This is a genomic window from Guptibacillus sedimenti, from assembly GCF_028610665.1.
Classification (GTDB): Bacteria; Bacillota; Bacilli; order Bacillales; family Guptibacillaceae; genus Guptibacillus; species Guptibacillus sedimenti.
Genome location: NZ_JAQQWV010000002.1, coordinates 394,228 through 417,015, shown reverse-complemented (window position 1 = coordinate 417,015; position 22,788 = coordinate 394,228). Strand labels below are relative to the sequence as shown.

At 37.5% G+C, this 22,788-nt stretch carries 25 protein-coding genes and 1 riboswitch; of the genes, 3 read left to right on the top strand and 22 right to left on the bottom strand.

The window, feature by feature from the left end:
• Positions 1 to 185: 185 nt before the first annotated feature.
• The 18 genes from PQ578_RS10430 to PQ578_RS10345 all read right to left on the bottom strand — a co-directional run bounded on the left by PQ578_RS10430 (position 186) and on the right by PQ578_RS10345 (position 17,571).
• Complete coding sequence (locus tag PQ578_RS10430) at positions 186 to 653, bottom strand: DUF600 domain-containing protein (protein WP_273834228.1); 468 nt, start codon at positions 651 to 653, stop codon at positions 186 to 188.
• Positions 654 to 658: 5 nt separating this feature from the next.
• Positions 659 to 2,251 (bottom strand): DNA/RNA non-specific endonuclease, encoded by a 1,593-nt coding sequence (locus PQ578_RS10425; protein ID WP_273834227.1) that lies wholly within the window; start codon positions 2,249 to 2,251, stop codon positions 659 to 661.
• Positions 2,252 to 2,754: 503 nt separating this feature from the next.
• Positions 2,755 to 3,450 carry an SMI1/KNR4 family protein gene (locus PQ578_RS10420; RefSeq protein ID WP_273834226.1) on the bottom strand — a complete coding sequence of 232 codons (696 nt, stop codon included), beginning with the start codon at positions 3,448 to 3,450 and terminating at the stop codon, positions 2,755 to 2,757.
• 5 nt (positions 3,451 to 3,455) lie between these two features.
• Positions 3,456 to 5,291, bottom strand: a complete 1,836-nt coding sequence (locus tag PQ578_RS10415) for a hypothetical protein (protein WP_273834224.1) — start codon at positions 5,289 to 5,291, stop codon at positions 3,456 to 3,458.
• Positions 5,288 to 5,596 carry a hypothetical protein gene (locus tag PQ578_RS10410; protein ID WP_273834222.1) on the bottom strand — a complete coding sequence of 103 codons (309 nt, stop codon included), beginning with the start codon at positions 5,594 to 5,596 and terminating at the stop codon, positions 5,288 to 5,290. Before PQ578_RS10410 ends, PQ578_RS10415 begins: the two co-directional genes overlap by 4 nt.
• Before the next feature lie 15 nt (positions 5,597 to 5,611).
• Positions 5,612 to 5,836, bottom strand: a complete 225-nt coding sequence (locus PQ578_RS10405) for a hypothetical protein (RefSeq protein WP_273834220.1) — start codon at positions 5,834 to 5,836, stop codon at positions 5,612 to 5,614.
• Positions 5,823 to 6,518, bottom strand: a complete 696-nt coding sequence (locus PQ578_RS10400) for a DUF4176 domain-containing protein (protein ID WP_273834217.1) — start codon at positions 6,516 to 6,518, stop codon at positions 5,823 to 5,825. The genes PQ578_RS10405 and PQ578_RS10400 overlap by 14 nt, the downstream gene beginning before the upstream one ends.
• A 452-nt stretch (positions 6,519 to 6,970) precedes the next feature.
• Positions 6,971 to 7,513 (bottom strand): T6SS immunity protein Tdi1 domain-containing protein, encoded by a 543-nt coding sequence (locus PQ578_RS10395; RefSeq protein ID WP_273834215.1) that lies wholly within the window; start codon positions 7,511 to 7,513, stop codon positions 6,971 to 6,973.
• Between the two features lie 12 nt (positions 7,514 to 7,525).
• Positions 7,526 to 9,238, bottom strand: coding sequence for a polymorphic toxin type 15 domain-containing protein (locus PQ578_RS10390; protein ID WP_273834213.1), 1,713 nt, complete (start codon positions 9,236 to 9,238; stop codon positions 7,526 to 7,528).
• A gap of 207 nt (positions 9,239 to 9,445) precedes the next feature.
• Positions 9,446 to 9,946: an ankyrin repeat domain-containing protein gene (locus tag PQ578_RS10385; protein ID WP_273834212.1), complete on the bottom strand. Its 501-nt coding sequence runs from the start codon at positions 9,944 to 9,946 to the stop codon at positions 9,446 to 9,448.
• A gap of 158 nt (positions 9,947 to 10,104) precedes the next feature.
• Positions 10,105 to 10,596: an SMI1/KNR4 family protein gene (locus PQ578_RS10380; protein ID WP_273834209.1), complete on the bottom strand. Its 492-nt coding sequence runs from the start codon at positions 10,594 to 10,596 to the stop codon at positions 10,105 to 10,107.
• Positions 10,593 to 12,425, bottom strand: a complete 1,833-nt coding sequence (locus PQ578_RS10375) for an HNH endonuclease (protein ID WP_273834207.1) — start codon at positions 12,423 to 12,425, stop codon at positions 10,593 to 10,595. Before PQ578_RS10375 ends, PQ578_RS10380 begins: the two co-directional genes overlap by 4 nt.
• Entirely contained in the window at positions 12,422 to 12,736 is a 315-nt protein-coding gene (locus tag PQ578_RS10370) for a hypothetical protein (RefSeq protein ID WP_273834205.1), read from the bottom strand. Before PQ578_RS10370 ends, PQ578_RS10375 begins: the two co-directional genes overlap by 4 nt.
• A gap of 393 nt (positions 12,737 to 13,129) precedes the next feature.
• Positions 13,130 to 14,068: a DNA/RNA non-specific endonuclease gene (locus tag PQ578_RS10365; protein ID WP_273834203.1), complete on the bottom strand. Its 939-nt coding sequence runs from the start codon at positions 14,066 to 14,068 to the stop codon at positions 13,130 to 13,132.
• A 281-nt stretch (positions 14,069 to 14,349) separates the two neighbouring features.
• Positions 14,350 to 14,673, bottom strand: coding sequence for a hypothetical protein (locus tag PQ578_RS10360; protein ID WP_273834201.1), 324 nt, complete (start codon positions 14,671 to 14,673; stop codon positions 14,350 to 14,352).
• A gap of 99 nt (positions 14,674 to 14,772) precedes the next feature.
• A riboswitch (SAM riboswitch) is annotated at positions 14,773 to 14,875 on the bottom strand.
• A 139-nt stretch (positions 14,876 to 15,014) separates the two neighbouring features.
• Positions 15,015 to 16,130 (bottom strand): DUF456 domain-containing protein, encoded by a 1,116-nt coding sequence (locus tag PQ578_RS10355; protein ID WP_273834199.1) that lies wholly within the window; start codon positions 16,128 to 16,130, stop codon positions 15,015 to 15,017.
• A gap of 9 nt (positions 16,131 to 16,139) precedes the next feature.
• Positions 16,140 to 16,631 (bottom strand): hypothetical protein, encoded by a 492-nt coding sequence (locus PQ578_RS10350; protein ID WP_273834196.1) that lies wholly within the window; start codon positions 16,629 to 16,631, stop codon positions 16,140 to 16,142.
• 61 nt (positions 16,632 to 16,692) lie between these two features.
• Entirely contained in the window at positions 16,693 to 17,571 is an 879-nt protein-coding gene (locus PQ578_RS10345; RefSeq protein ID WP_273834192.1) for a phosphorothioated DNA-binding restriction endonuclease, read from the bottom strand.
• 155 nt (positions 17,572 to 17,726) lie between these two features.
• Between PQ578_RS10345 and PQ578_RS22425 the strand changes: the two genes are divergently transcribed.
• Both PQ578_RS22425 and PQ578_RS22420 read left to right on the top strand, forming a co-directional pair.
• A complete protein-coding gene (locus PQ578_RS22425) occupies positions 17,727 to 17,975 on the top strand; it encodes a hypothetical protein (RefSeq protein WP_337958016.1) in 249 nt (82 codons plus the stop codon).
• A 491-nt stretch (positions 17,976 to 18,466) separates the two neighbouring features.
• A complete protein-coding gene (locus PQ578_RS22420) occupies positions 18,467 to 18,637 on the top strand; it encodes a hypothetical protein (RefSeq protein ID WP_337958015.1) in 171 nt (56 codons plus the stop codon).
• A gap of 44 nt (positions 18,638 to 18,681) precedes the next feature.
• Here the strand turns inward: PQ578_RS22420 and PQ578_RS10335 are convergent, their stop codons facing one another.
• The 4 genes from PQ578_RS10335 to dcm all read right to left on the bottom strand — a co-directional run bounded on the left by PQ578_RS10335 (position 18,682) and on the right by dcm (position 21,898).
• Complete coding sequence (locus tag PQ578_RS10335; RefSeq protein WP_273834190.1) at positions 18,682 to 19,005, bottom strand: nucleoside triphosphate pyrophosphohydrolase; 324 nt, start codon at positions 19,003 to 19,005, stop codon at positions 18,682 to 18,684.
• A 13-nt stretch (positions 19,006 to 19,018) separates the two neighbouring features.
• A complete protein-coding gene (locus PQ578_RS10330) occupies positions 19,019 to 19,669 on the bottom strand; it encodes an HhH-GPD family protein (protein ID WP_273834188.1) in 651 nt (216 codons plus the stop codon).
• Positions 19,670 to 19,743: 74 nt separating this feature from the next.
• Positions 19,744 to 20,919 carry a type II restriction endonuclease gene (locus PQ578_RS10325; protein ID WP_273834186.1) on the bottom strand — a complete coding sequence of 392 codons (1,176 nt, stop codon included), beginning with the start codon at positions 20,917 to 20,919 and terminating at the stop codon, positions 19,744 to 19,746.
• Positions 20,906 to 21,898 carry a DNA (cytosine-5-)-methyltransferase gene (dcm, locus tag PQ578_RS10320; RefSeq protein WP_273834185.1) on the bottom strand — a complete coding sequence of 331 codons (993 nt, stop codon included), beginning with the start codon at positions 21,896 to 21,898 and terminating at the stop codon, positions 20,906 to 20,908. Before dcm ends, PQ578_RS10325 begins: the two co-directional genes overlap by 14 nt.
• 127 nt (positions 21,899 to 22,025) lie before the next feature.
• Here dcm and PQ578_RS10315 point away from each other — a divergent pair, with 127 nt between their 5' ends.
• Complete coding sequence (locus tag PQ578_RS10315; protein WP_273834183.1) at positions 22,026 to 22,310, top strand: hypothetical protein; 285 nt, start codon at positions 22,026 to 22,028, stop codon at positions 22,308 to 22,310.
• Positions 22,311 to 22,788 lie beyond the last annotated feature (478 nt).

The following is a 22,788-nucleotide window of genomic DNA, read 5'->3' as shown; positions in this document are numbered from 1 at the left end:
GCCGGCATACAGCCGGCGAATAGTTGCTAATAATTTTGGATTTGATGGGGTTAAAACTCAGGAATTTAATTTGTAGTTTATTAGGACGAAGAACCTGTCCCTTTGTTTCATGTCCCAGTCTCTTCTAACTATTTTTCTGTAATAGTACATAATGGGAGCAGTAAGAGCTATATACTGACTAAAATTTAATGATCACTATATTTTACTTCTTCTAACCATGATTCAAAAATATCATCAGGCAAGATCTCATCTTTATTCGAATATACTAAATCATATTTATACTTTCCTTTTAAACTATTATTTTTTACATTATAGTATAATTTCATTTCACTCGGCATTTCTCTATCATACTCTTTGCATTTCTGATGAATCTCTTCTAAGTTTTTTAATCCAATATCCAAAACCATTTCTTGTCTGTTCTCAGAAGTATCATATTTTCTCACCTTAGTTACAGTTGTATTATCTGCCTTATTTAATTCATGCTTTTGTAAATACTCTCCATTTATTTTATAAAATACATCAAATGCATACATTTCCGGTTCATACGAACAATAGATGAAAATTTCTTCAGCTTGATTCTCAACATATTCTAGGCATATCGCTACCATGTCTGCTTGTAATTCAGAAAAATAATCTTCAAATACTTTACTCATATCATTCACCTCGAGTTTGATAATTTTACTTTCTTTATAGAGCCATCTATCACATACTTTATTTCGAAGCTAATGGGTCTTAATCCATCATTTTCATAATTAATTTTAACATTTACAGAAACTTTTTTACCCTCTTGTATGGCCGTTGCCCACTTATTTTCAAGTGTTTTATACTTACTCAAATTCACATTACTAGACTGACTAACTAGATTATCTAAGTTAGGAGAACCTCCAAATCTATCTGCAGCTATATGTCCAGCATGATCTCCAGGCATTTTACCAGGAGTATCTGATTTATGTGGCAACCTATTCTCTCTATTAGTTAATTTTAATTCCTCAGTATTAAACTCTTCAATTCTTCCTAAATCATCCGTATTGTAGTAATAATCATACTCTCCTGTTTTGTATTTAACGTTGGGTAGTAATTGACCATTCTTATTCAAATGTTTGTTTTCACGAATGACACCGCTTGAAACATTACCAATCTGTTTTTCAGTACCCTTCCCACCATCTATCCGCTCAACCTCAGTCTTAATCCGGACTACCGTATCATCCACCGCACGATTCGGACCACTGCTCCTAGAAACCCATGCAACGCCACTCTCCGCTACATCACCGACTCTCCCAAGCGAATTCTCCGCAATCCCATTAGCCCCAAAAGCCACCCTATTCGGATTCCCCGCAACCTGCATGCCGCCTTTAACGTCTTGGACAAATTCTCCCATGCCACGCTTGATTCCTTTAAAGGCGTTATGCTTTTTCACGATGGCTGCGACGTCTACTTTACTGCTTCCAGCTACCTTGCTTAGGTTAGAGTTCGGAATCTTTCCAGCGACTTTCGCGAGGCTGGCTGATTTACCTGCCATGCCGACATACGGGATAAAGGCTGTGGAGACATTTCCTGCGACATAAGCTACTCCTTCATCTTCATAAGTATCGGAGAAGGATTGTGAGATCGATTCAACGACGCCCATTGGATCTTTGATCGCCTGCATGGCGGCGGCTCTATAGCCTTCGACTCGTTTATCCGCTGCTTCCTTAAGAAAATCGGGTTCTACGGAATCTGGAAGTTGATGGGACGTGTAGACGATCCCGGCGTCACCGGCAACCGTGACGATGCCTTTTCCGATTTCATATAAACCGAGAACGAGTCCTTTTCCAAAGCCATAAATGTCGGATGAGAGGTCTTCGACACCGTCCCAAACGCCTTCGAAAAGTCCCGTGTAGGACATTTTTAGTTTTTGAGCTTTCCCATAATAGTCGTCATCCGTATTCTCAAACGGCTTCACTTTTGTATTGTAAATGCCCCAGAGGTCATCCATTTTTTGCTGGAGGACGCTTTCTGACCGATTGATTTCACGACGAATATGATTCAAGTTGGCTTCATTACTTCGGCTTTTTTCGATTTCACTTTCGGTAGGATCATCAAAGAACGAGAAGGTGTTGTAGGGTACCCGGCTTGCGACGCGAGAGGCTTTTCCGACATTCCCAGATATCCCACGTTCGATTTGTTGCAGATTGACCCAGATATCATTTCGATCCACTTGCATCATCGATTGTTTTGCTAATGGCGTGATGTAGGCATTCGTATCAGTCACATAGGATTCGAATAAGGTTAGAAGATCCTGAATTTGTTCATGATAAGCTCGGATATAATCCTCTGATTCTTCGATCTAGTAGTTTGGGGTGTTAGAAAAAATAAAGCCGGTATACAGCCGGCGGTAGTTGCTAAAAATTGTGGATTTGATGTGCTTGAAAATGAGGAATTTCATTTGTAGCTGTGAATAAAAAAAACATTCATAAGTGAATTAAATAATGTTAGAGGTGGGACGAGGTACCTGTCCCTACGGCTTTTTTGTTGGAATCGCGGTGGTGGTTCTGTTGATTCCATATCATAGATAAAAATATGTCCAGCATGATCTCCAGGCATTTTACCAGGAGTATCTGATTTATGTGGCAATCTATTCTCTCTATTTGTTAATTTTAATTCCTAATAAATAATTAAAGGATCGCTAATAAATTTATTCATTAGCAATCCTTTAATTTTACTGAATATATGTAGCATGAGAACTATCCACTTAGATAACAATATCTGATAACACTATTCTTCGAATCCAATTAATAACCATTCATCTGCAACATCCCAAAAATTAACTTCATATTCTGGTTGGTCATCAGTAAACCAAAGGGTAGCATTATCATTTTTGCAGTTTTCTAGATCTACAGCTAAATAGCCACCCATTCCATTTTCAAAAAAACCAAAAGTCTTTCTTAAATTAATCTTTATAGGTTCTTCTAATTCGTCAATAATACCCCATTCGTCATCTTCAAAAAAAGTAGCATCACTTAAAGATACTAGTCCCATCGCTCGACTTGGGAAATAATAGAAACCATCATGTAGTTTTTCATAAAAAGACCTTAATTTATCTGGAGTATCCTCCCAAAATGGTCTTAAATTAGAATTTTTAATATTTTGACCGGGTAATCCTCCTTCATAATACATATAATTACCTTGTGGGTCATGAATACTGTACAAAATCGTGAATATACCATTATCAACTATTAATTCAACGTCTATTAAATTTGCTGACAAGTACAAAATTGAATTACTGAGCTCTTTATTAAATAGACTTTTCCAAAGTTCTAACGTCTTCTCTACCCTTAAATTCTTATCTTCTTCACTAATAATCTCTAGCCATTGTTTCGGTATTGTTTCCTTTAAGCCATTCTCCAGTTTTTTTACATTTACTAACTTAACTTCTTTACGGTATTGACTTAAAAAAGATATTTTCTCCATATTTATCACTCCTTTTTTAATGTATTAAATTCATCAATTAATTTTTGGATATCTATTTCTAATTCTCTTTCTTTCAATATCATTTTTTCTCTAAACTCTGGATTAACATATATCCCTTCTTTTTTGTATATTGTCCATTCTTCATAGGATTTAGATCCCTTAGATTTATTTGCAATTTCCGTCAGTCCAATGAAATTTTCTCTATAATTAGCAATTTCTTTTTGTTGATCAAAAGTAAGTTTTTCAAAACCCTCCATTCTATTAATCTTAGATAAAGGCACAATATGATCTGCATGTAATTTCCCATTTATCACTTTACCGGGCAAAGCTGGATCAGGAGTACCTATTAAATTATCAATATTCTTATTTACCTCATCTTGAAGCTTTTTGGTAGGAGACGAAGCTCTCAATTTTCTACCAATTTTATCAGAAATTTTTCTTTCTCCATACCTTACACTTTTAATTTCCGTATTAACATCAGCTTTTCCCTTTGCTGATTCGTTATACTTCCCACCATCTACCCGCTCAACCTCAGTCTTAATCCTAACAATCGTATCATCCACCGCACGATTCGGACCACTGCTCCTAGAAACCCATGCAACGCCACTCTCCGCTACATCACCGACTCTCCCAAGCGAATTCTCCGCAATCCCATTAGCCCCAAAAGCCACCCTATTACGATTCCCCGCAACCTGCATGCCGCCTTTAACGTCTTGGACAAATTCACCCATGCCGCGCTTGATTCCTTCAAAGGCGTTATGCTTTTTCACGATGGCCGCGACGTCTACTTTGCTGCTTCCAGCGACCTTGCTTGGGTTGGCGTTCGGGATCTTTCCAGCTACTTTAGCGAGGCTGGCTGATTTACCTGCCATGCCAACATACGGGATAAAGGCTGTGGAGGCATTTCCTGCAAGATAGGCGATTCCTTCGTCTTCATAAGTATCGGAGAAGGATTGTGAGATTGATTCAACGACGCCCATCGGATCCTTGATCGCCTGCATGGCAGCGGCTCTATAGCCTTCGACTCGTTTATCCGCTGCTTCCTTTAAAAAGTCGGGTTCAATGGAATCAGGAAGTTGATGGGAAGTGTAGACGATCCCGGCGTCACCGGCAACTGTGACGATGCCCTTTCCGATTTCATATAAACCGAGAACGAGTCCTTTTCCAAATCCATAAATGTCAGAGGAAAGGTCTTCCACACCGTCCCAAACACCTTCAAACACACCCGTGTAGGACATTTTTAGTTTTTGAGCTTTTCCATAATAGTCGTCATCCGTATTCTCAAACGGCTTTACTTTTGTATTGTAAATGCCCCACAGGTCGTCCATTTTTTGTTGGAGGACGCTTTCTGACCGATTGATTTCACGACGAATTTGATTCAAGTTGGCTTCATTACTTCGGCTTTTTTCGATTTCACTTTCGGTTGGATCATCAAAGAACGAGAAGGTGTTGTAGGGAACCCGGCTTGCGACGCGAGAGGCTTTTCCGACATTCCCAGATATCCCACGTTCGATTTGTTGCAGATTGACCCAGATATCATTTCGATCCACTTGCATCATCGATTGTCTTGCTAATGGCGTGATGTAGGCATTCGTATCAGTCACATAGGATTCGAATAAGGTTAGAAGATCCTGAATTTGTTCATGATAAGCTCGGATATAATCCTCTGATTCTTCGATCGTGAAAACCCAGGCATCAATGCTTTCTCCCTGGTTCGGCTTCACGTATTCATTGACTTTAGCTAGGGACGACTCCATTGTATCAAGGGCATGTTTGTACTTATGTAGCTGTTCTATGATGCCATCCAGTATACCATAATTGATCTTGAGGTCCCGCTTCATTCCGTGTTGCTCCTGATGGTCGTGCCGATTTTTTCATCCGTTTCTTTCATCTTTTCTAACAGCATGTCCCCTGCTTGATAAATCGCATCCAGATTGTTCAACAACTGCGTTTGGCTATCATTATGCATGTTATCTAGTAACGCATCGACCTCTTCTATGAAATCGGAATTAAAGCTTTTTAACTCGTCTCTCGTGGAGTCATGGAAATTCTTTGTGTAACTTTTAAATTCTGAGATGCTTGAATCCAACGAATTCAATGCGGATCGCAGCTCAGCAAGGTTTAATTCAATCTTTTGACTCGACAACGGTGTAACCTCCTTTTATTTAAATTGAACGGATTGAATTTTAGACAAAAGATGATCAATTTCAGCGACCATGCCTTCGACGATCTCCCTCATCTCCTCGTAGGCAGAAGCATTTTCAAAATCCATTTGATCAAAGTTCTGTAAAATCTCATGCCGGGCATCATTTAAATTATTGATAATGCCTCCATCCCATCCTGCGTACAACAGATTGTGGCAAAAATCATAATCATACAATTGCATGATCGCTCACCTTCCCTCGACTACTTAAATTCTGAATTCTCCGCATATCCTTGTCCGAAAACTCAATAGACGTGATCCCTTTATCCAGAATCAATTCTTCTTTCATAAGATAGTCATATGACTGTTCCATCTCATCTTGATAGCCCATATGGACAACCTTCTGAATCAATGGATACGTAAAATGGATCGTGTTCCTCTTGTTCAATTCGCCAAATGGATACACGACACCGGAGTAGGGAAAATACGAACGATAATTTTCCGGAAAAATAAACCGGCCAGTAATCACCACTTTAATCGGTTCGGAAGCAGACTCCCCCGGTTTAAAATAGCGTGGATCCAATTCAACCACAGTCCCTAGCGGCAAAACCTCACGCATGAGATCAATAGAATAAGTTAAAAAGGAAACATAAGAAGCATCGTCTAACGAAAACCTCTTATCTAAAAAAGAAATCGTATGAACCTCTTGTTCCTTACGATAAAAAATATCGATGCCCTGACTCGTTACCTCCAAGGAATCGAGTTGATGTCTATAGGCGTCATGCAAATGGGGGAAAATAGACGCGTCTTCCAAAAACAAATTCGCAAACTCAAGAATCTCTGATGCAAACTCCGTCTCTCCAAAAAGCTGTTGTATTTTCTTCATCCCTAACTCTTTTAACTTCGTCTTCAATTCGTTATTCATAATCGGCTTTCCTCACTTTCAAGGCTACTCTGAAAGAATAACCCCCTTGATACGACAGCTGCTCTCCACTATCGTTTACTAATAAATCATCTAAACTACTATTCCTCACACTTCTCAAATTTCAGGAGAATAGTAGGTTTTCTAAGTACTGCTGTCAATGAACTTCCATTAATTTCTAAACTTAGAATACCCTCTCTTTCCCCCCTTTTCTATGTCTTTCGACGCATTCCATGAAAATAGTCCTTTTCTATTAGGAGAAAAGGACTATTTTGGTAGTTCGATGTGGTTTTCTTTATTTGCTGGGGCTAGAATCATTGCTCCGAATCGCCGGGACGGTTCTAGTGATTTCAGACCAAACAAAAGGAGCGTTAATCAATTTAATAATTGACGCTCCTTTACAATGTTTCTCAAAATCATCGAACATGTCTATAATACCCAGATGCTTTCGAATATTACTGAATTGGTCCCATCAATTCAGTAATAACTAGAATGTGCTCCTTCAATTTAACTTTTTTTAGATTCTCTACTTTTTCTGACCCACCTAAACCTAATAGAGGTGTATAGCCAAAGCACTCATCATAAGGTAACTCTCCAAAATTCTTAACAGCTTCAGGATATGGTTGCCAAAGTAAATACTCATCTCGAATTTTTTCTAATTCCATACTTTTAATAAAATGTAACATATTCGGAAATAATGTTTTCAGTACTCCATATCTAAAATTAAGCAATCTTACATATCCGTCAGCCCATATTACTAAATCTCCCATACCAGTAGCAAATAGCACTACAGATTCCTTATATCTCTCACTACACTCTTGTAAAATATCCATATACTCTTCGGGATTAACAGTTTTAAAATACCCTTGCATAAATGTTCCAAATCCATACTCTTGCCACAAGTCTATTATTTCATTTGGAATTAAGTTTTTATATTTTGTTATTATTTCGCTAGGAACCTTACTGTTAATTTTATAGTCAATTAATATATTTTCCATCAATAATCCTCCTTAGTGTGTCAGTTTTACATTTAAATAGGTATTTTTTAATTGTTCAGGTGTCATATTTTTTGCCTTTTCCACTATTTGTTCATCAATAACATCAATTCTATATCTCCACTGGGAACCAATTGAAGAATTAATACTCCTATCACCCATCCCACCAATTTTATCTGGTTTCCCACCTGCAATTTGATCTGGATTATGGAGGGCTGCTTGGCTACTCAGCCATCTTTTAGCTTCTTCCTCTGCTTCACCAATTGATTTTCCATTAGTTATAAGTTCTGAAACCTTATCAAAAAATGCTTCTTCTCGTGCAGTTTGCTGAATAGCATTACTTTCTAATGCTCGTCCCTCAGCAATATATCTTTCTCTATTTTTAAGATACTCCTCCATTGTTAACTCATTCATACCTTTTTCTTGGTCTTTTAATTGCCTTGCAAACTCTTCAGAATCATGTTTAACATTTCTCTTAAAGTTAACTCTTACTTCATGTATTCTAGTTGTACTCTGTACGTTACTTACAGTACCCTTCCCACCATAAACCCGATCAATCTCAGTCTTAATCCGTGAAATCGGAACATGCAACACATTATAAGGAGTGCCACCTTTAGAAAACGCCCCAGCACTCACGCCTGCTAATGCTGGCTGAGGACCATTTCCTTCAATCTTAACACGCTTCGCTGCATCACTGACTTTATCAATCGTCTTTGCAGCTGTTCCAACTTTACTGAGACCTTTATCTCCTAACAATCCTATACCGATAGTGGTCAGCCCGTAGGTGAAAAATTCTGTTCGGCTGGCCGCATCTCCGTTTACGACATCTCGATCCCAGGCTTCTTTAACGCCTTGCCACATGTATTTTGGCACATCGACTACTTTCTGAAAACTGCCTTTTGGATCTTCATAAACGCTTTTAGATAAGCTTATCAGTTTAGGCACATCTTTTGTTACGCTATACACAGGATTTAAGCGACGAATTGTTTCAATAAATCCTTCATTAAAGATCCCCTCAAACGTATCCTTTACTGCATTCCCACTTCCATCCAGCACACCTTCTACAACATCACCCATAAAATCCCACGTTGTATTCCTTACTTCATCAATCTTCTGCCGCGTCTCTCCCCACCAGCGATCGACATAGCTTGAGTATCTGACCACACTATGCGACACATCCTGGCGGACATCGTCTAGATAAGTCGTCGTTTTTGATAAAGGATCGAGGACGACACTTTCATACGTTTGCTTCATCCTACTCTGGATGACCTGTGGGTTCAGGGCATGTTGCAGATCCGGAAACACTTCTCCAAATGCACCACCGTATGAAGCATTCAGTGGATTTTTTCCAAAAAGCCGTTCACTCCAGCTTAATGCTTCTCCAGTAACGGGATCATAGTCTTGAAACAACCTGTTTAAGCCACTAAATTTTAATGCCATAAGGCCGAACTTCGCAGAAAGCGAGTCATCCTCTTCCGTCATTTTTCTCTCGGTTAGTTTCACTGCCGCCTGTAGGTCATGGAGCTTGTCCCGGTATTTGCGCATTTCATATTGCAACTCCGCTTGAAGGGCATCAATTTTACCGGTGTTCGCGCCCGTGATGTTCATTAGAAGAGATTGATAGTTCCATTTAAAATCGCTTATCGCTTCATCTGCTTTTCGCTCAGCATCCTGAATGCCACTTGCAAGCTGATCTAATTGTTCTGGTTTTATCGTTATTCTCGTCACTTCAAGCCCTCCGCTTTCTGAAGAAGTCGGTCGATTTCTTCGTTAATCGCAGAGGTCAGTTCCTCATGAACCACATACACACTTTGAGAGGCTTGTTCGAGTTCTCCGATAAGCATATCTTCGCATCGAGTTTAAGTTAAAAATCCATAACAAAAGGAGCGCTATATAATTGAATAGCACTCCCTTTTCTAAAAACATTTCAACTTATTAATTCAACTTACTCCTTAAATATTCTGCGATTTCTATTTGTCCTCTTTCCACAGCAAAGGCATGGGCATCCATATTTTCCATGTTGTCACCAGAGTATTTTATAGAAATATCGAAATTATTGTTAACCAATAACTTCACAACATCTAAATGACCTCCATATATCGCAGCAAATAAAGGGTTTCTATCCGGCTCGCTAATATCAAACTCTATATTTTTGTTAATAAGATATTCAGCAATCTTTAAATTCCCTTTTGCCGCAGCTCTTTCGAGGGCATTTGTAGAGAAGGTCCCTCCCTGTATATTAATATCTATGCCAACATCGATAAGATATCGAATTATATCTAAATTTCCATGTGCAGCAGCTATATGCAACCATGAGCCAAAAGGAGTTATCCATGTTAACATTTCTGGTTCTTTCTCAAGCAAATCTTTTACCGTATTTAATTGGTCACGCTTAACTGCAGTCCTTATTTCTTTCGCAGTTTGATTCTTATCCATATTAATGCTTCCCTTCTTCTATAATTGTCGAGACGGTTCTATTGAATCCATCTCATAAAGAAAGGAGCATTAATTATTTGAATAATTAACGCTACCCCTGTACTTTTCTTATTACATGGTAAATCTGAGACACTTCCTATCTTTTACATCTCCAAATGTCAATCGTGCAACTTATTAAGAAATCCAGAAAATGTGTCTGAGATAAAAAATATGTTTTCTCTTACTCGTTCTTCAACTTGTATTTCTGTTAAATTTTCTTCTTTCATTAACATTTCTTTATCTGCTGCATTTTCATGTTCCCAGAACACTACTTTGGGAGTATGAGTGCTATCTTTATAATCCAAGCAAATCAAATTTCCAGCCGGATCATCAGCAATAGGTAAAACATTCTTCGGGATTGAGGTTTTATATATGTTGTAATTTTTAATAATATGCTCACTACTATTTTCATCAAAACTAAACAAACTACCAAAGCACCGTTCTACACCTTCAACATTAAATTCTTCAGGAAATACACTTGCTCCTCCAAATTGCTTCACACATTCAATATAATCATGTGGTAATTGGAATCCTAATTGCAACCCCACTTCTTTAACTTTAGTTTCTGATACTACTGTATCAGCATACTCCCATTCTAGTTCTTCATTCATCTTATACCGTCTCCCCAGAGTTTATTACCACCAAGGTGGTTCACTGAACCATGAATATCTTTTAGCACCAATTGCATCTTTCCTTGAACTTGATGGTGATGCCAAGTTAACCCCTTAATTTTAGCTCTTTCCTTTTTAATCTGATCAAGCTGCTCTGCTGAAAAAAGCTCCTTTGAAACTTCTCCATTCTCAATAGCATCTTTTAAAATTTTTGTACATTCTTTAAATTGAGTAGTATCTTTCATAACATAATATTCTTGGTCTAATTTTAATGTAAACTTTAAATGATCTTCCTTAAATATTGGAAATCCTAATAGATCATAATCTACACCTTTGGGATGTTTACCTCCCGCCAATGCTTTGTTTAATATATTATTTTTGGGTGAAGCATTTAAGTATTCATCAACATGCCCTACTACTGCTTTTAATTCTTCAATACTATCATACCCAAATTCCTTTATAGTAGTATCATCTACTTTTGTTAAAAAGTCTTCAACACTATTAAAGCCTTTAGGTACAATTGATCTATTAACAATATTTCCATCCTTATCGTAGTCGTTTTTAATTACCTCATCAATTTCTGATCTAGGTCCGGTTTTAACCGTACCCTTCCCACCATAAACCCGATCAATCTCAGTCTTAATCCGCGATACCGGATCATTTAAAGCATTATAAGGAGCGCCACTTTTAGAAACCGAAGCTGCCCCAGCTCCAGCTAACGCCGGTTGAGCACCCTTCCCTTCAACCTTAACATTCTTCGCTGCATCCGCAACATCGTCAATCGTTTTTGCGGTTGTTCCGATTTTGCCGAGACCTTTATCTCCTATGGCTCCAATTCCTAATGATGTTAGACCGTAAGTAATGAATTCCGTTCGACTTTCGGCGTCGCCGTTCACAAAGTCTCGATCCCAGGCTTCTTTAAATCCTTGCCACATGTATTTCGGTACATCCAACACCTTCTGGACATTGCCTTTTGGATCACCAAAGATGTTCTTATAGAAGTTTATCGTTTCTAAGCTTTTAAATAGTAATTCAGGGAGATCTTCCTCATCGCGATATACAGCAAGGTTCGGTCCGAATGCTTTTTCACCTAATGCGTTAAGATCCTTAAATCCCTCAATCATATCTTCCACTGCATTCCCGCTTCCAACTTGCACACCTTTTACCACATCACCTAAAAAGCTCCGCGCCGTGTTCCGCGCTTCATCAACCTTCTGTTGCGTCTCACCCCACCAGCGATCCACATAGCTTGAGTACCTGACTACACTATGTGACACATCCTGGCGTACCTCGTCTAGATAAGTCGTCGTTTTTGATAAAGGATCGAGGACGACACTTTCATACGTTTGCTTCATCCTACTCTGGATGACCTGTGGGTTCAGGGCATATTGGAGGTACGGAAACATCTCTCCAAATGCGCCATCATATGAAGCCGTCAGTGGATTTTTCCCAAAGAGACGTTCACTCCAGCTTAATGCTTCTCCCGTGATAGGATCATAATTCTGAAACAGCTTGTTTAAACCACTGAATTTTAATGCCATAAGGCCAAACTTTGCCGAAAGCGAGTGATCTTCTTCCGTCATTTTTCTCTCAGTTAATTTCACTGCCGCCTGCAGGTCATGGAGCTTGTCCCGGTATTTGCGCATTTCATATTGTAACTCCGCTTGAAGGGCATCAATTTTACCGGTGTTCGCGCCCGTGATGTTCATTAGAAGAGATTGATAGTTCCATTTAAAATCGCTGATTGCTTCATCTGCTTTTCGCTCGGCATCTTGGATGCCGCTTGCCAGCTGATCTAATTGTTCTGATTTTATCGCTATTCTCGTCACTTCAAGCCCTCCGCTTTCTGAAGAAGTCGGTCGATTTCTTCGTTAATCGCAGAGGTCAGTTCCTCATGAACCGCATACACACTTTGAGTTGCGTGTTCCAGTTCTCCGATAAGGGTTTCATAAGCTTCGCGCGCCTCGCCGTTCCAATTCGACGAGTAAGTCGAATGATGGTGATCAAAGACTCGTTTACTATCATCGATATCAAATCTAGCTTCCCTTACCTTTCCTAGATACGCTTCCAACGCCTCGGCTTCTGCCCGATACTTCATACGCTCTAAATAACGTTTAAATTCTTCTAGTTCGTTTAGCACCGCAACCTCCTTTTCGACCAAACCTCGTTTCACCACAAATGAAGTCTATGTGTACGTCTAGTTAGGTATAGCCGCTGTATTGTCGAGCAAGAAATGCCAGCTCTCATTTCTTCCATTAATTTCTAAACTTAGAATACCCTCTCTTTCCCTTCTTTTCTATGTCTTTCGACGCATTCCACAAAAATAGTCCTTTTCTACCAAGAGAAAAGGACTATTTCTATGAACCTCTTATGCTGTTTAGAGAATCGTCGGGACGGTTCTAACGATTCCATCTCCAAAATAAAAGGAGCATCAATTATACTAATAATTAATACTCCTCTACCTTTTTTCGAAATATCGCATCATAAGAACCGTCCCGGCGATGCGAGAACCGTCCCGGCGAAGCGTAGACTCTTATTCACCTACCATACCGTCATTATCATTATCACGCATATAAGGATATAACCAATGATCACTCATGATCGGCATACTATAACCTGCTGCCTCTGCTTCTTTAATCGTCACTTGCCCATTCCCGTTTGTATCAATACTAGAAATATCACCCTCTGTGTCTGAAGGAGTTGAATCGTCAGGCTCACTCTCAGTTAAGCCGAGCGATGCGTTAACTTCATCAGGGTTCACATTATCAAATGTATCAACGATCTCATTTCCGTTCAACGTATACGTGTACTCATAACTTGAAGGTATCTGCTTTTCTGTATCCGAATAGGTGATAATGGCTTCGAAATCAGTAGCTTCACCTGCGCTACGGATCGCGTCTTCCATATAAGCTTGATCACCATGTCGGTTAAGTGTACTCTCTTGTGGGGTAATGTTATAAGCATTCGATACCCCTCCTAGAGAATCAGCAATAATATGTCCTTCGTCTAACACGTCACTTTCGACGCCCGGAACCTTGGCCTCATCAGAATAGTACCGTCCAGACGATAATACAGGTTCGTTACGATCATCTTGTAGAATGATTTCGTCAGCAACGACACGTATTAATTGTCCGTATTCATTCGTAAATGCCCAATATTCACGGTCACCGTAACCAATATCAACAACGACGTTAGGTTCTCGATGTCCAGACAAATCTCCACCATCCACTTCAATAAGTTCGTATCCTGCGAACTGTTCATCATCTGTTGGGTCTGGTGTTTCCTCTTCTACTGGTTCATCAGCAACCGCAGTGTTCGTTTCTTCTTTTTCACTATTTTCATTTGTTTCAACTGTACCTACTTCTTGTGTATCTGTTTCTGCATTTTTATTGGATGCCTCTTCTAAGTTGGTACAACCAACTATAAAAATGATCGTTAAAAATAAGATGAAATAGTTCATTTTCGTTTTCATATTAGAACGCTCCTATAATAGGGAAATTTCGTAATGTTAAAAAATCAAAAGAAAAAGTAAAACAAGATCCATATTTCTTCTACCACTTTTATTATCCATTACTTTAATAGTTTAATTTTACCACAATAAATAACTTCAAAAGCATTCAGAAAGAATACACGATTCATTTCAAAAAATAGTTTTACAGCTTATGCTTAAAAGCTTCCAAATCTATTCCCCAAACATCCACGATTTCGAATCATCAAAATGAATTGGCAAAATCATCTTCTATTAACATTGACTCATATCATACTTTCAATATAATCCCCATTCCCTCTCACAATCGGAAGCCCCTGCTTCTCGAATGCCTGCCACAAATAACGATCCAGTGCATAAGGTGATGTCTGTTGTAGCAAAAGCAAGTCTTTCTCAGTAAGCAACAGTTCATAAGAACGATTTTCCTTTTTAATCACGACTTCATAGTCAATCAGCTTCATAACGACCACTTCATACGCTGCGTCCCACTCCTTCAGCTGACGCTCCATGACTTCTGCCACGTGTAATAAAAAACTTTCCCCATCATAACTTTTCGCCATGACGCTTCGTGCAAATCGATTAACATTCACAAACTCATCCCCCTTAGTGTTATAAACAAGGTATTCAACAAATAAACATAAAAGGCCCTTCATTGCAAATGAATGCAACAAAGAGCCTCCGCTATCCGTGCGTTATCATTCAAAGCCATGCTTTGCAGGTTGGAGCACCTTACCGCCTGGCAGGTTGCTGTGAAGTCAAAGAGCCCGTACTCTCGTTCACTCTTGATAACCTTATTTAGTTGGTATAAGTATATTTAATAATCCAAGAAGTATCAAAATAAAATACTTAAAAGGCCACGATTTTATTTGCATCTTGAAGTTCGAAATAATTTCTAACCTTATAATAATATCGCGGGCATAAGATTCAAACTCTACACTAGGTTTATACTTTGTAATGACAATCTTTCGTTTCTATATTCGTAGGCTAAATCATGAACTTTATCTATATTTTTATAATAAAACATATCTTCTTCGTCAATGTATAACAGCTTGTAGGCTAATTCCAGAGAATATGGGGCAATTTTCTTGTTTATCATAGAGCCTACTATTACACCACTAACTCCTCCTATTGCCGTCCCTATTCCCGGTGTTATAACTGTTCCAAGTGAAGAACCTGCGATTCCTAGAATAGTATTTACACCAAACCTTGAAAAAAGTATTAAAACCTTTACTGCTGCCAAACGTGCCTTTTCTGTTGTTTTTATACGTCTAAAATCTCTATTCACTAAAGCCAGATCATATAACAATCTCACACCTAAAACGATCTCTGTCGAATATGGGGCTAAAGCAAAAACTTCATCTGGAACATCAATTCCCATGTTTTCTTTCAAAGTTTCTAATCCATCTTTAACACCAATTGTAAACTCGTAATTAGAAACTTCTATCGGTATGAATTGCTCTTCTAATTCAGGTTTTTGATGAAGAATTTTTTCCCTAATCTCGGAGCTTGTGGCATAATAAATGTTTGGGTTCTCTAGCATAGTATTTGTTAGATCGTACGAATTTTCTGAAGTCATCATTTTTACCTGAATAAAAACTTCCTCATTTGTTTTAGAGTTAACACCTTTTATATCCCATAATGGTTGGTTTGCAAGAGGTGATATCGAAAAATCAAAATCTGGATAACGGATGGATAACTCATCTTTAACATGATACTCAAAAAATTTACCTTTAATTGCATTTACCAGACCCAGGACAGAATATTCTCCACTATCCATCGTCTCTATATACTTGTCGTATAAGGACGTTCCACTACTAAACATTTTTGGGTATTGGGAAGCATATGCATCAAATAAATCATCCGGTATATTTCTTGTTTCAAGTATCTGATAGCCTATGATCGATGAGTAAATTGTTGATTGCACTATAACATCTTTATTCTTCAAAGAATCTAGTAAAGAAATCATCTCATGATTTTTTTTATAGCGCTTAGTTAATTCAACTTTTGGAATTTCTTTTAAAGAATTAAGTAAAGAATAAGATTTCATTTTCTCACCTCAAACTACTAGAGCAATTATAGAAATTACTATTGAACTAGTAATACCAATTTTCATAAAGGTATTTTCTCTAATTAACCCTTTTGATTCATCCTTTTTTTGACGAGTCTTTGGAATCGTCCTTAAATTTTCTGTTGATTTTCTTTCACCGTTGTCTTGTGAATTTGAAACAGCAATTTTATTTTCATTAATAGACCTGAAAACCTGTTTATATAATATTAGTTCTTTCTGTAGCTCTTCAATTCTATTTTGAAGAATACTATTTTCCTTTTTTAAAATCCTTATCTCATTGCTTACATTTTCATTACTTTTATCTATTTTCACTTGTAAGTTTGCGAGGAAATCCAAATTTTTTTCTAATTGATAAGTCAAATCTGAAATCTTATCATAATTACTTATTACTCTAGGTATTAACTCTTTATTAATATGGTCTTGCTCTTCCCAAAATTTTAATTTCTCTGCAATTTTAACCTCATTTTCTATCTTACTCATCCTGTCACCCCTTCATAGATAAACTTTCGGATGAATCTAATAAATATCAATACCCTAACCATTAACCATACAAATACCGCTCCGGCCCTTTAAAAACTTCCCTAACATGCCAGTTCAAAAAGCGATCCTTTGGTAAGTAATCCGGATGGATGGGACGTCGAATACCCCTACCATGAAATTGAAGTAGCCACTCTTGAAAACCGCTTGTCCCATGTGCCTCCTCAGCTACGAGAAATCTATTCTCCTCTGACAACGTAAAGACTCCTCGATCAAATAGTTTATGATGCATGGAACAAAGCGCAATCCCATTGTTTTCAACATCAGGCCCACCAGCTTGATGCCACTTAATATGAGCGGCTTCCACGCCAACAAGCTTGTCTCCAAGTCGAACATTAAACCCACAAACTGCGCAACTATATTCATAGGCTGTTAATATTCTTTCTCTGAAGTAAGGATCTCTTGAACGCTTGCCTTTATATTCTAGATCCAGTCCAATATGAGCTAGAATATCCTCATGTAATGTTTCTGGAAAGTGATTACGAAGTAGTATATCTACTATCTCACATAAAAGCTGATGGTTATCTTTTAACAAAAGGTAGACTTCATCAGTAAATCCACCACTTACATGATGATCTAATAATAATCGATTGTTTGGATTTCTAGTGTCGAGCTCCAAAGCTGTTCTTAACTCCCATATCCCATCATGCTTCAATCTTACAAATGGCTCTTCAGGATGATAAGACTTTCGCTTAGGTCCAAACTCAATTAAGAGACTCGTTAATTTTTCTTTCACTTGTTTATATGGAATGAACTGTGACTGATCGCTTTGTAATCTAGCAAGTGTATAAAGCAAAAGAAGAGGTTTGTGTGGGGCACGCTGATTGCCTTTTTTCCAGATGCTTAGAGTTTTTATTGTTTCTTTCAAAGTATGCTCGTTCATTGGAAAAACTCCTAGTTAGTTATGCAAGGTAATTATGGATGAATCTACCATTATTTTATATTATATCATCTTTCATTGATAAGTTAAGATAAACAAATAATTATGGTAAATTATGGATGGAATGGAATACCATAATAACGGTGGAGGTGAAAGCATTGGGAGACATCAAATTATTTAAGTTGGGCACTGAATCCATTACTGAACTAGAAGGGCAGTCGGTTTCAGTAGAAAAATCGATACAAGAAATTATGGAGCAACATCTAGAAACGTTCTTAGGTGTACGTTTTCTTGCCTCTGAGTATACAACCGGGAAAAGCATGCTGGTAGAATCGACAACCTGGGTATCGATGAAAACATTGCCCCCGTTATTATTGAATACAAACGATCAATTAATGAGAACGTGATCAATCAGGGGGTTGTTTTATTTAGACTGGTTGCTTGATCACAAAGCAGAGTTTGGATGGACGGTCATGCGGTAGTATGGAAGTTCCTTAGCTGATGCAATTGATTGGAGTAGTCCACGTCTTCTCTGTATTGCTGGCGGCTTCACGAAATACGATGAACATGCCGTTCAACAAATTAATCCAAACATAGAGCTTTATCAATACAAGCACTATCATGACGGCTTTATCTTGTTAGACCTTGTTAATACAACAACAGCTCAAACTACTTAACTATCAACCTCTTCAAACGATACAAAGCAAATCGCATACAAAACCGTCAGTGATTATATCGGCCAATCGACCACTGAGCTAAAAGATCGGTTCGAAGCGATTAAGTCTTATATGATGGCTTTAGGCGATGAGGTTCAGATGAAGACATTGAAATATTACATAGCATTTAAGCGAATTAAAAATTCGTTTGTCTGGAAGTACATCCCCAAAACGGCAAGGTTGTGTTCTTTCTGAAATTTGATCCGGATACAATTACATTAGAAGATCAGTTTAGTAGAGATGTTCGTAACATTGGTCGCTACGGTACCGGTGACCTGGAACTAACAATTTACACCGATGAAGATTTTGAGAAGGCAAAACGATTCATTCGTATAAGCTATGATGTTAGCTAAAAAAACAAGCACTCCACTAAAGAGTGCTCGTTTTTTTACTTTGTTTAATCTTCTACATCAATCAAGTAAACCCGTTCATCAAACCCACCGCGCACTTCCCTTTTCTCCCTGCGTACTTCTTCCAGTTCATCTAAAGAAGAATGATGCACCTCAACTAACGAATAAATCAGCTCCAGCATATCAGCGAGTTCTTCAACTGCATGGCTATCTTCCATTGCTTCAAGATACTCCTGAAGTTCTTCTTTTAGTTTTAGCTGCAACTCTTCTTTGTACTCATTTTCATCAAGAATTCTAGTGTTGAATTTGTTACCGTTTGCACGAATGATTTCTGGGATGCAATCTCTTACTAGTTTGTTGTAGGTAGGCATATAGATCCTCCAATCAATTAGTCACTTGTGTTTTATAATACTCACACTCAGACTGCAGGGGGCATACTTCACACTCTGGTTTGTATTTACAAACCTCTCTAGTTAAATCAATCAATCCGTAGTTATAATTACGATGATCGTTATCAGGAGTCATCTTTTCTGCCAGTTCTATAAACCATTTTTTCCTCCTTGTTTCAGGTGTTGTTTTAAACCCAAAAAGCCTCCCATATAACCTCACTACATTGCTATCAATGATGGTGTCAGGAATATTTAAATGCAAAGAACGGTAGGCAGCAGCAATATAATTTCCAACTCCAGGCAAGTTTAATAATGCTAGTTTTTCCTCAGGAATAAAACCGAGATTAGTAAGTTCGATCGCTAAGTTTTTCAGAACTTCTTCTCTCCATCTTAATCCTAAATTTTCGAAAACATTGCTAGATTGATCAGATAAATAGCTGTAGGGAAATTCATAATTTTCGATAAACTCAAGGTAGACCGGTTTAACTTGATCAGCATTTGTACGTTGAAGCATAATCTCAGCTACTAAGGCATGCCAGAGATTTGAAGTTTGCCTCCACGGATAATTTTTATAGTTATTTATTCCCCATTTAAAAATTCCTTTTCGCAAACTACCTAGAACTACATCGTTAATCATTATTTGCAAAGACTTTACCCACCTTGATCGCATTTAGAAATGTAAAACTTTAAAATGAAATACGTCACTTAACCTAAAGGTATTTACTTATACTTTTCTTTAGCATATTGTATAAATTCTCCAACTGTCAAAAGCCTATGACGATGACTCTCCGGATAAGCTGTATGATACATTTTTGGAACCACTAATATTACATTTTCAGATTGCATCTCATTTAATTGATTAACAGTTATCCCCTGTTGCAAAGTTAATAAATGCTTAACAGGTATTCTATCAGCTTCATTTAACACTTGTCTCCATCTATCTTTGCAGGTGGTTTTAGCACCTAGAAATATTAAATCCTTTGAATCATATTGTAAATCAGCATATTCTACGCTTGAAGGAAGGAGAAAATCAGGTTTTTTATTTCCCTCTGTTTTCCCAGGGTGACTGAAAGGCAAATTTACTTTATTGAAAATATAATCGATATGATGTTCTAGCGATCTACCAGCTCTACTTTTCCGACGATTTAATGCACTGCTGGCAAATTTTAATAAAGGGTCCAATTCGTAGAATGGCTCAATAAGGTATTCCTTATATACGTTTTTTTCAATTGCTCGAAACAGACTATATTCTGTCTCTATCCACTTTAACAAGAATTTATCTAAATCAAAGCTTTTATTTCCATATACATTTTCATAAACTTCTCTTGCTAAACCAGCAAGGTGAATTGTCTCCGGAAAACCAGTATACAAAGAGGCATATTGTTCAACTTCTTTTTTTAACTTTTGCGAAAGTAAAACATCACTTACTCTACCATTTTGATAAACTGCATTATTATTTACTAACGACAATGAAAATTGTTTTCTAAACCCTTCTATATCAGATTCTGTATCAAGAATAAATACACTGAACTCTTCATCATCCATAGGTAAAAATACTATTAGATTGCCTACTTGTTCATTTTTATCGCACGGGGCATTACTCCAAAAACGAGTAATTCTGTATTCATTTCTGGTACCTTTTCCATAATAGATTACTCTGCTTTCAAAAGAGTAATATCCATCCATATGCATTTTAACAATTTTGTCCTTGTTGTTTCCTTTTATACCTGCTTCTTCAAAAAATATACCCCAAGCATCTTTTGAAACGTGTAATCCTTCTTGATGAGCATTAGTTAAACCAACATCATTTGCAGTAATGAATTTACAATAAAAGCGACCAATTAATTCGGCCGCTTCAATTAAATCAGATAGTTTTGCTTTTTTATCGAGTTGCATACTTAGTCCGCTCCTCTTCCACAACGTCCGAAATTGTAACGTCCCTCTCAATAGCTTGTATCATTTTTTCTGCTATTAAGCTTACTACGGGGACTGCAACACTATTACCAAATTGTTTATACGCTGCAGTGTTACTTACTACAATTTTAAACTCTTCTGGAAATCCTTGCAAACGAGCGCACTCTCTTGGAGTTAACCTTCTAGGATTTTTTCCTTTTTCCTGTGGAATAAGAATTTCACTTCCGTCTTTATAATATCGAGCAGATAATGTTCTGCTATACGAGTTTAAATCAGCCAGACCGTATCCAAATCCATTACCTTTTTTCAAATGCTTTTCCTTGTATGCCTGTAAATAATTCCATAATTTATTTGAGAGAGTATATTTACTGTCTACGTTTTCCTCTAGTATAGTTCGTAAAGGCGGACCATTCTCAGGGATTTCCGGATATTCAAAAACTAATTGCTTTTTAAATCCTACAATATATATGCGTTCTCTATTTTGAGGAACTAGCCCCTTAGCATTGAGCACTGTAGAATAAACTGTATACCCTAATTCTTCTTCCAATACTTTCTTTATTACTTTAAAAGTTTTTCCTTTATCATGACTTCGAAGATTCTTAACATTTTCAAGTAAGAATGCTTGAGGTTGTTTTTCTTTAATAATTCTAGCTATATCAAAGAATAAAGTTCCTTGTGTTTCATCTAGAAAACCATGTTCTCTCCCCAAGCTTTTCTTCTTACTGATTCCAGCGATTGAAAAGGGTTGACAAGGGAACCCTGCAAGAAGAATATCGTGATCAGGAACATCTTTTTCTTTAACAGTTCGAATATCACCAACAGGTTTCTCACCAAAATTTGCTTCATAGGTTTCTTGGGCTTTAATATCCCATTCACATGAAAAAACACATTGACCGTAAGGTTCAAATGCTGTTCTAATTCCACCAATCCCTGCAAACAAATCAATAAATCTATATAACACACTTTCACCTCCAAACCGATCAACCACTTAGCATAATTATAGCAAAATTTCATTACCTGTAGTTAAATAATGTGTTAGAATTAAAGGGTTGCTTTTTAATAGTATCCTCTAAGAAGGTGTGATACAAGTGGCAAATGTAGCTATTTACTACCAATTAAATGAGCATGAAGAATCTAATAACGCAATTGCTTCAATAACTAACATCGTTAAAAGCACAGAAACTTATTACACAATTGTTGGCGTTTTTGTTGATTCAGTAAATGAAAATATAAGATTAATGGATCTCTTTGATATGAATCTTTCAACTATTAGTAAACTCATTATTAATAAATATCCAGTAGATGAATTCGATCAAGAAATGCTATACCAATTAGCCAGGTCTGAGAAGTTTCAAATTGAGTTATGGAATTAGAATTACTATTTAAAAGCTGAAATATAGATACGCGTGACGATATTCAATCGGCGCGTGTTGCTTTAAGTATCTTTTGAAAACGCCTGTAGGAATAAGGAAAATGAATGCCCATCATATGCATTTTGATTTCATAATCTTGATTAGGTCTTTCTTCACGCTTTGCTGTACTGGCTCTCCATTTTTAATAGCTTGATGGCCTGAGAGAAACGATCTCTAATTACCAGGTAACTGGAGCTTTATTCCTTAATTCATCAACGGTTTCATTTTGGTTTTTTGTTTTTGGATTTTCCCTCCTTTTCTAGATAAGTTCATCTAGCTTTCAGGTAATCTCTTTCTTCTTCAATTGTTTTTTGTGGACGGTTTACCTTTCTTAGGGCTTGTCCAACTGCTACTCCGTGTATCAAACGTTTCATCGTTATTTCACTTCCTCACCCACATTTTACGCTGGGTACATTTTAGTACCCCCAATTCCTCCGCT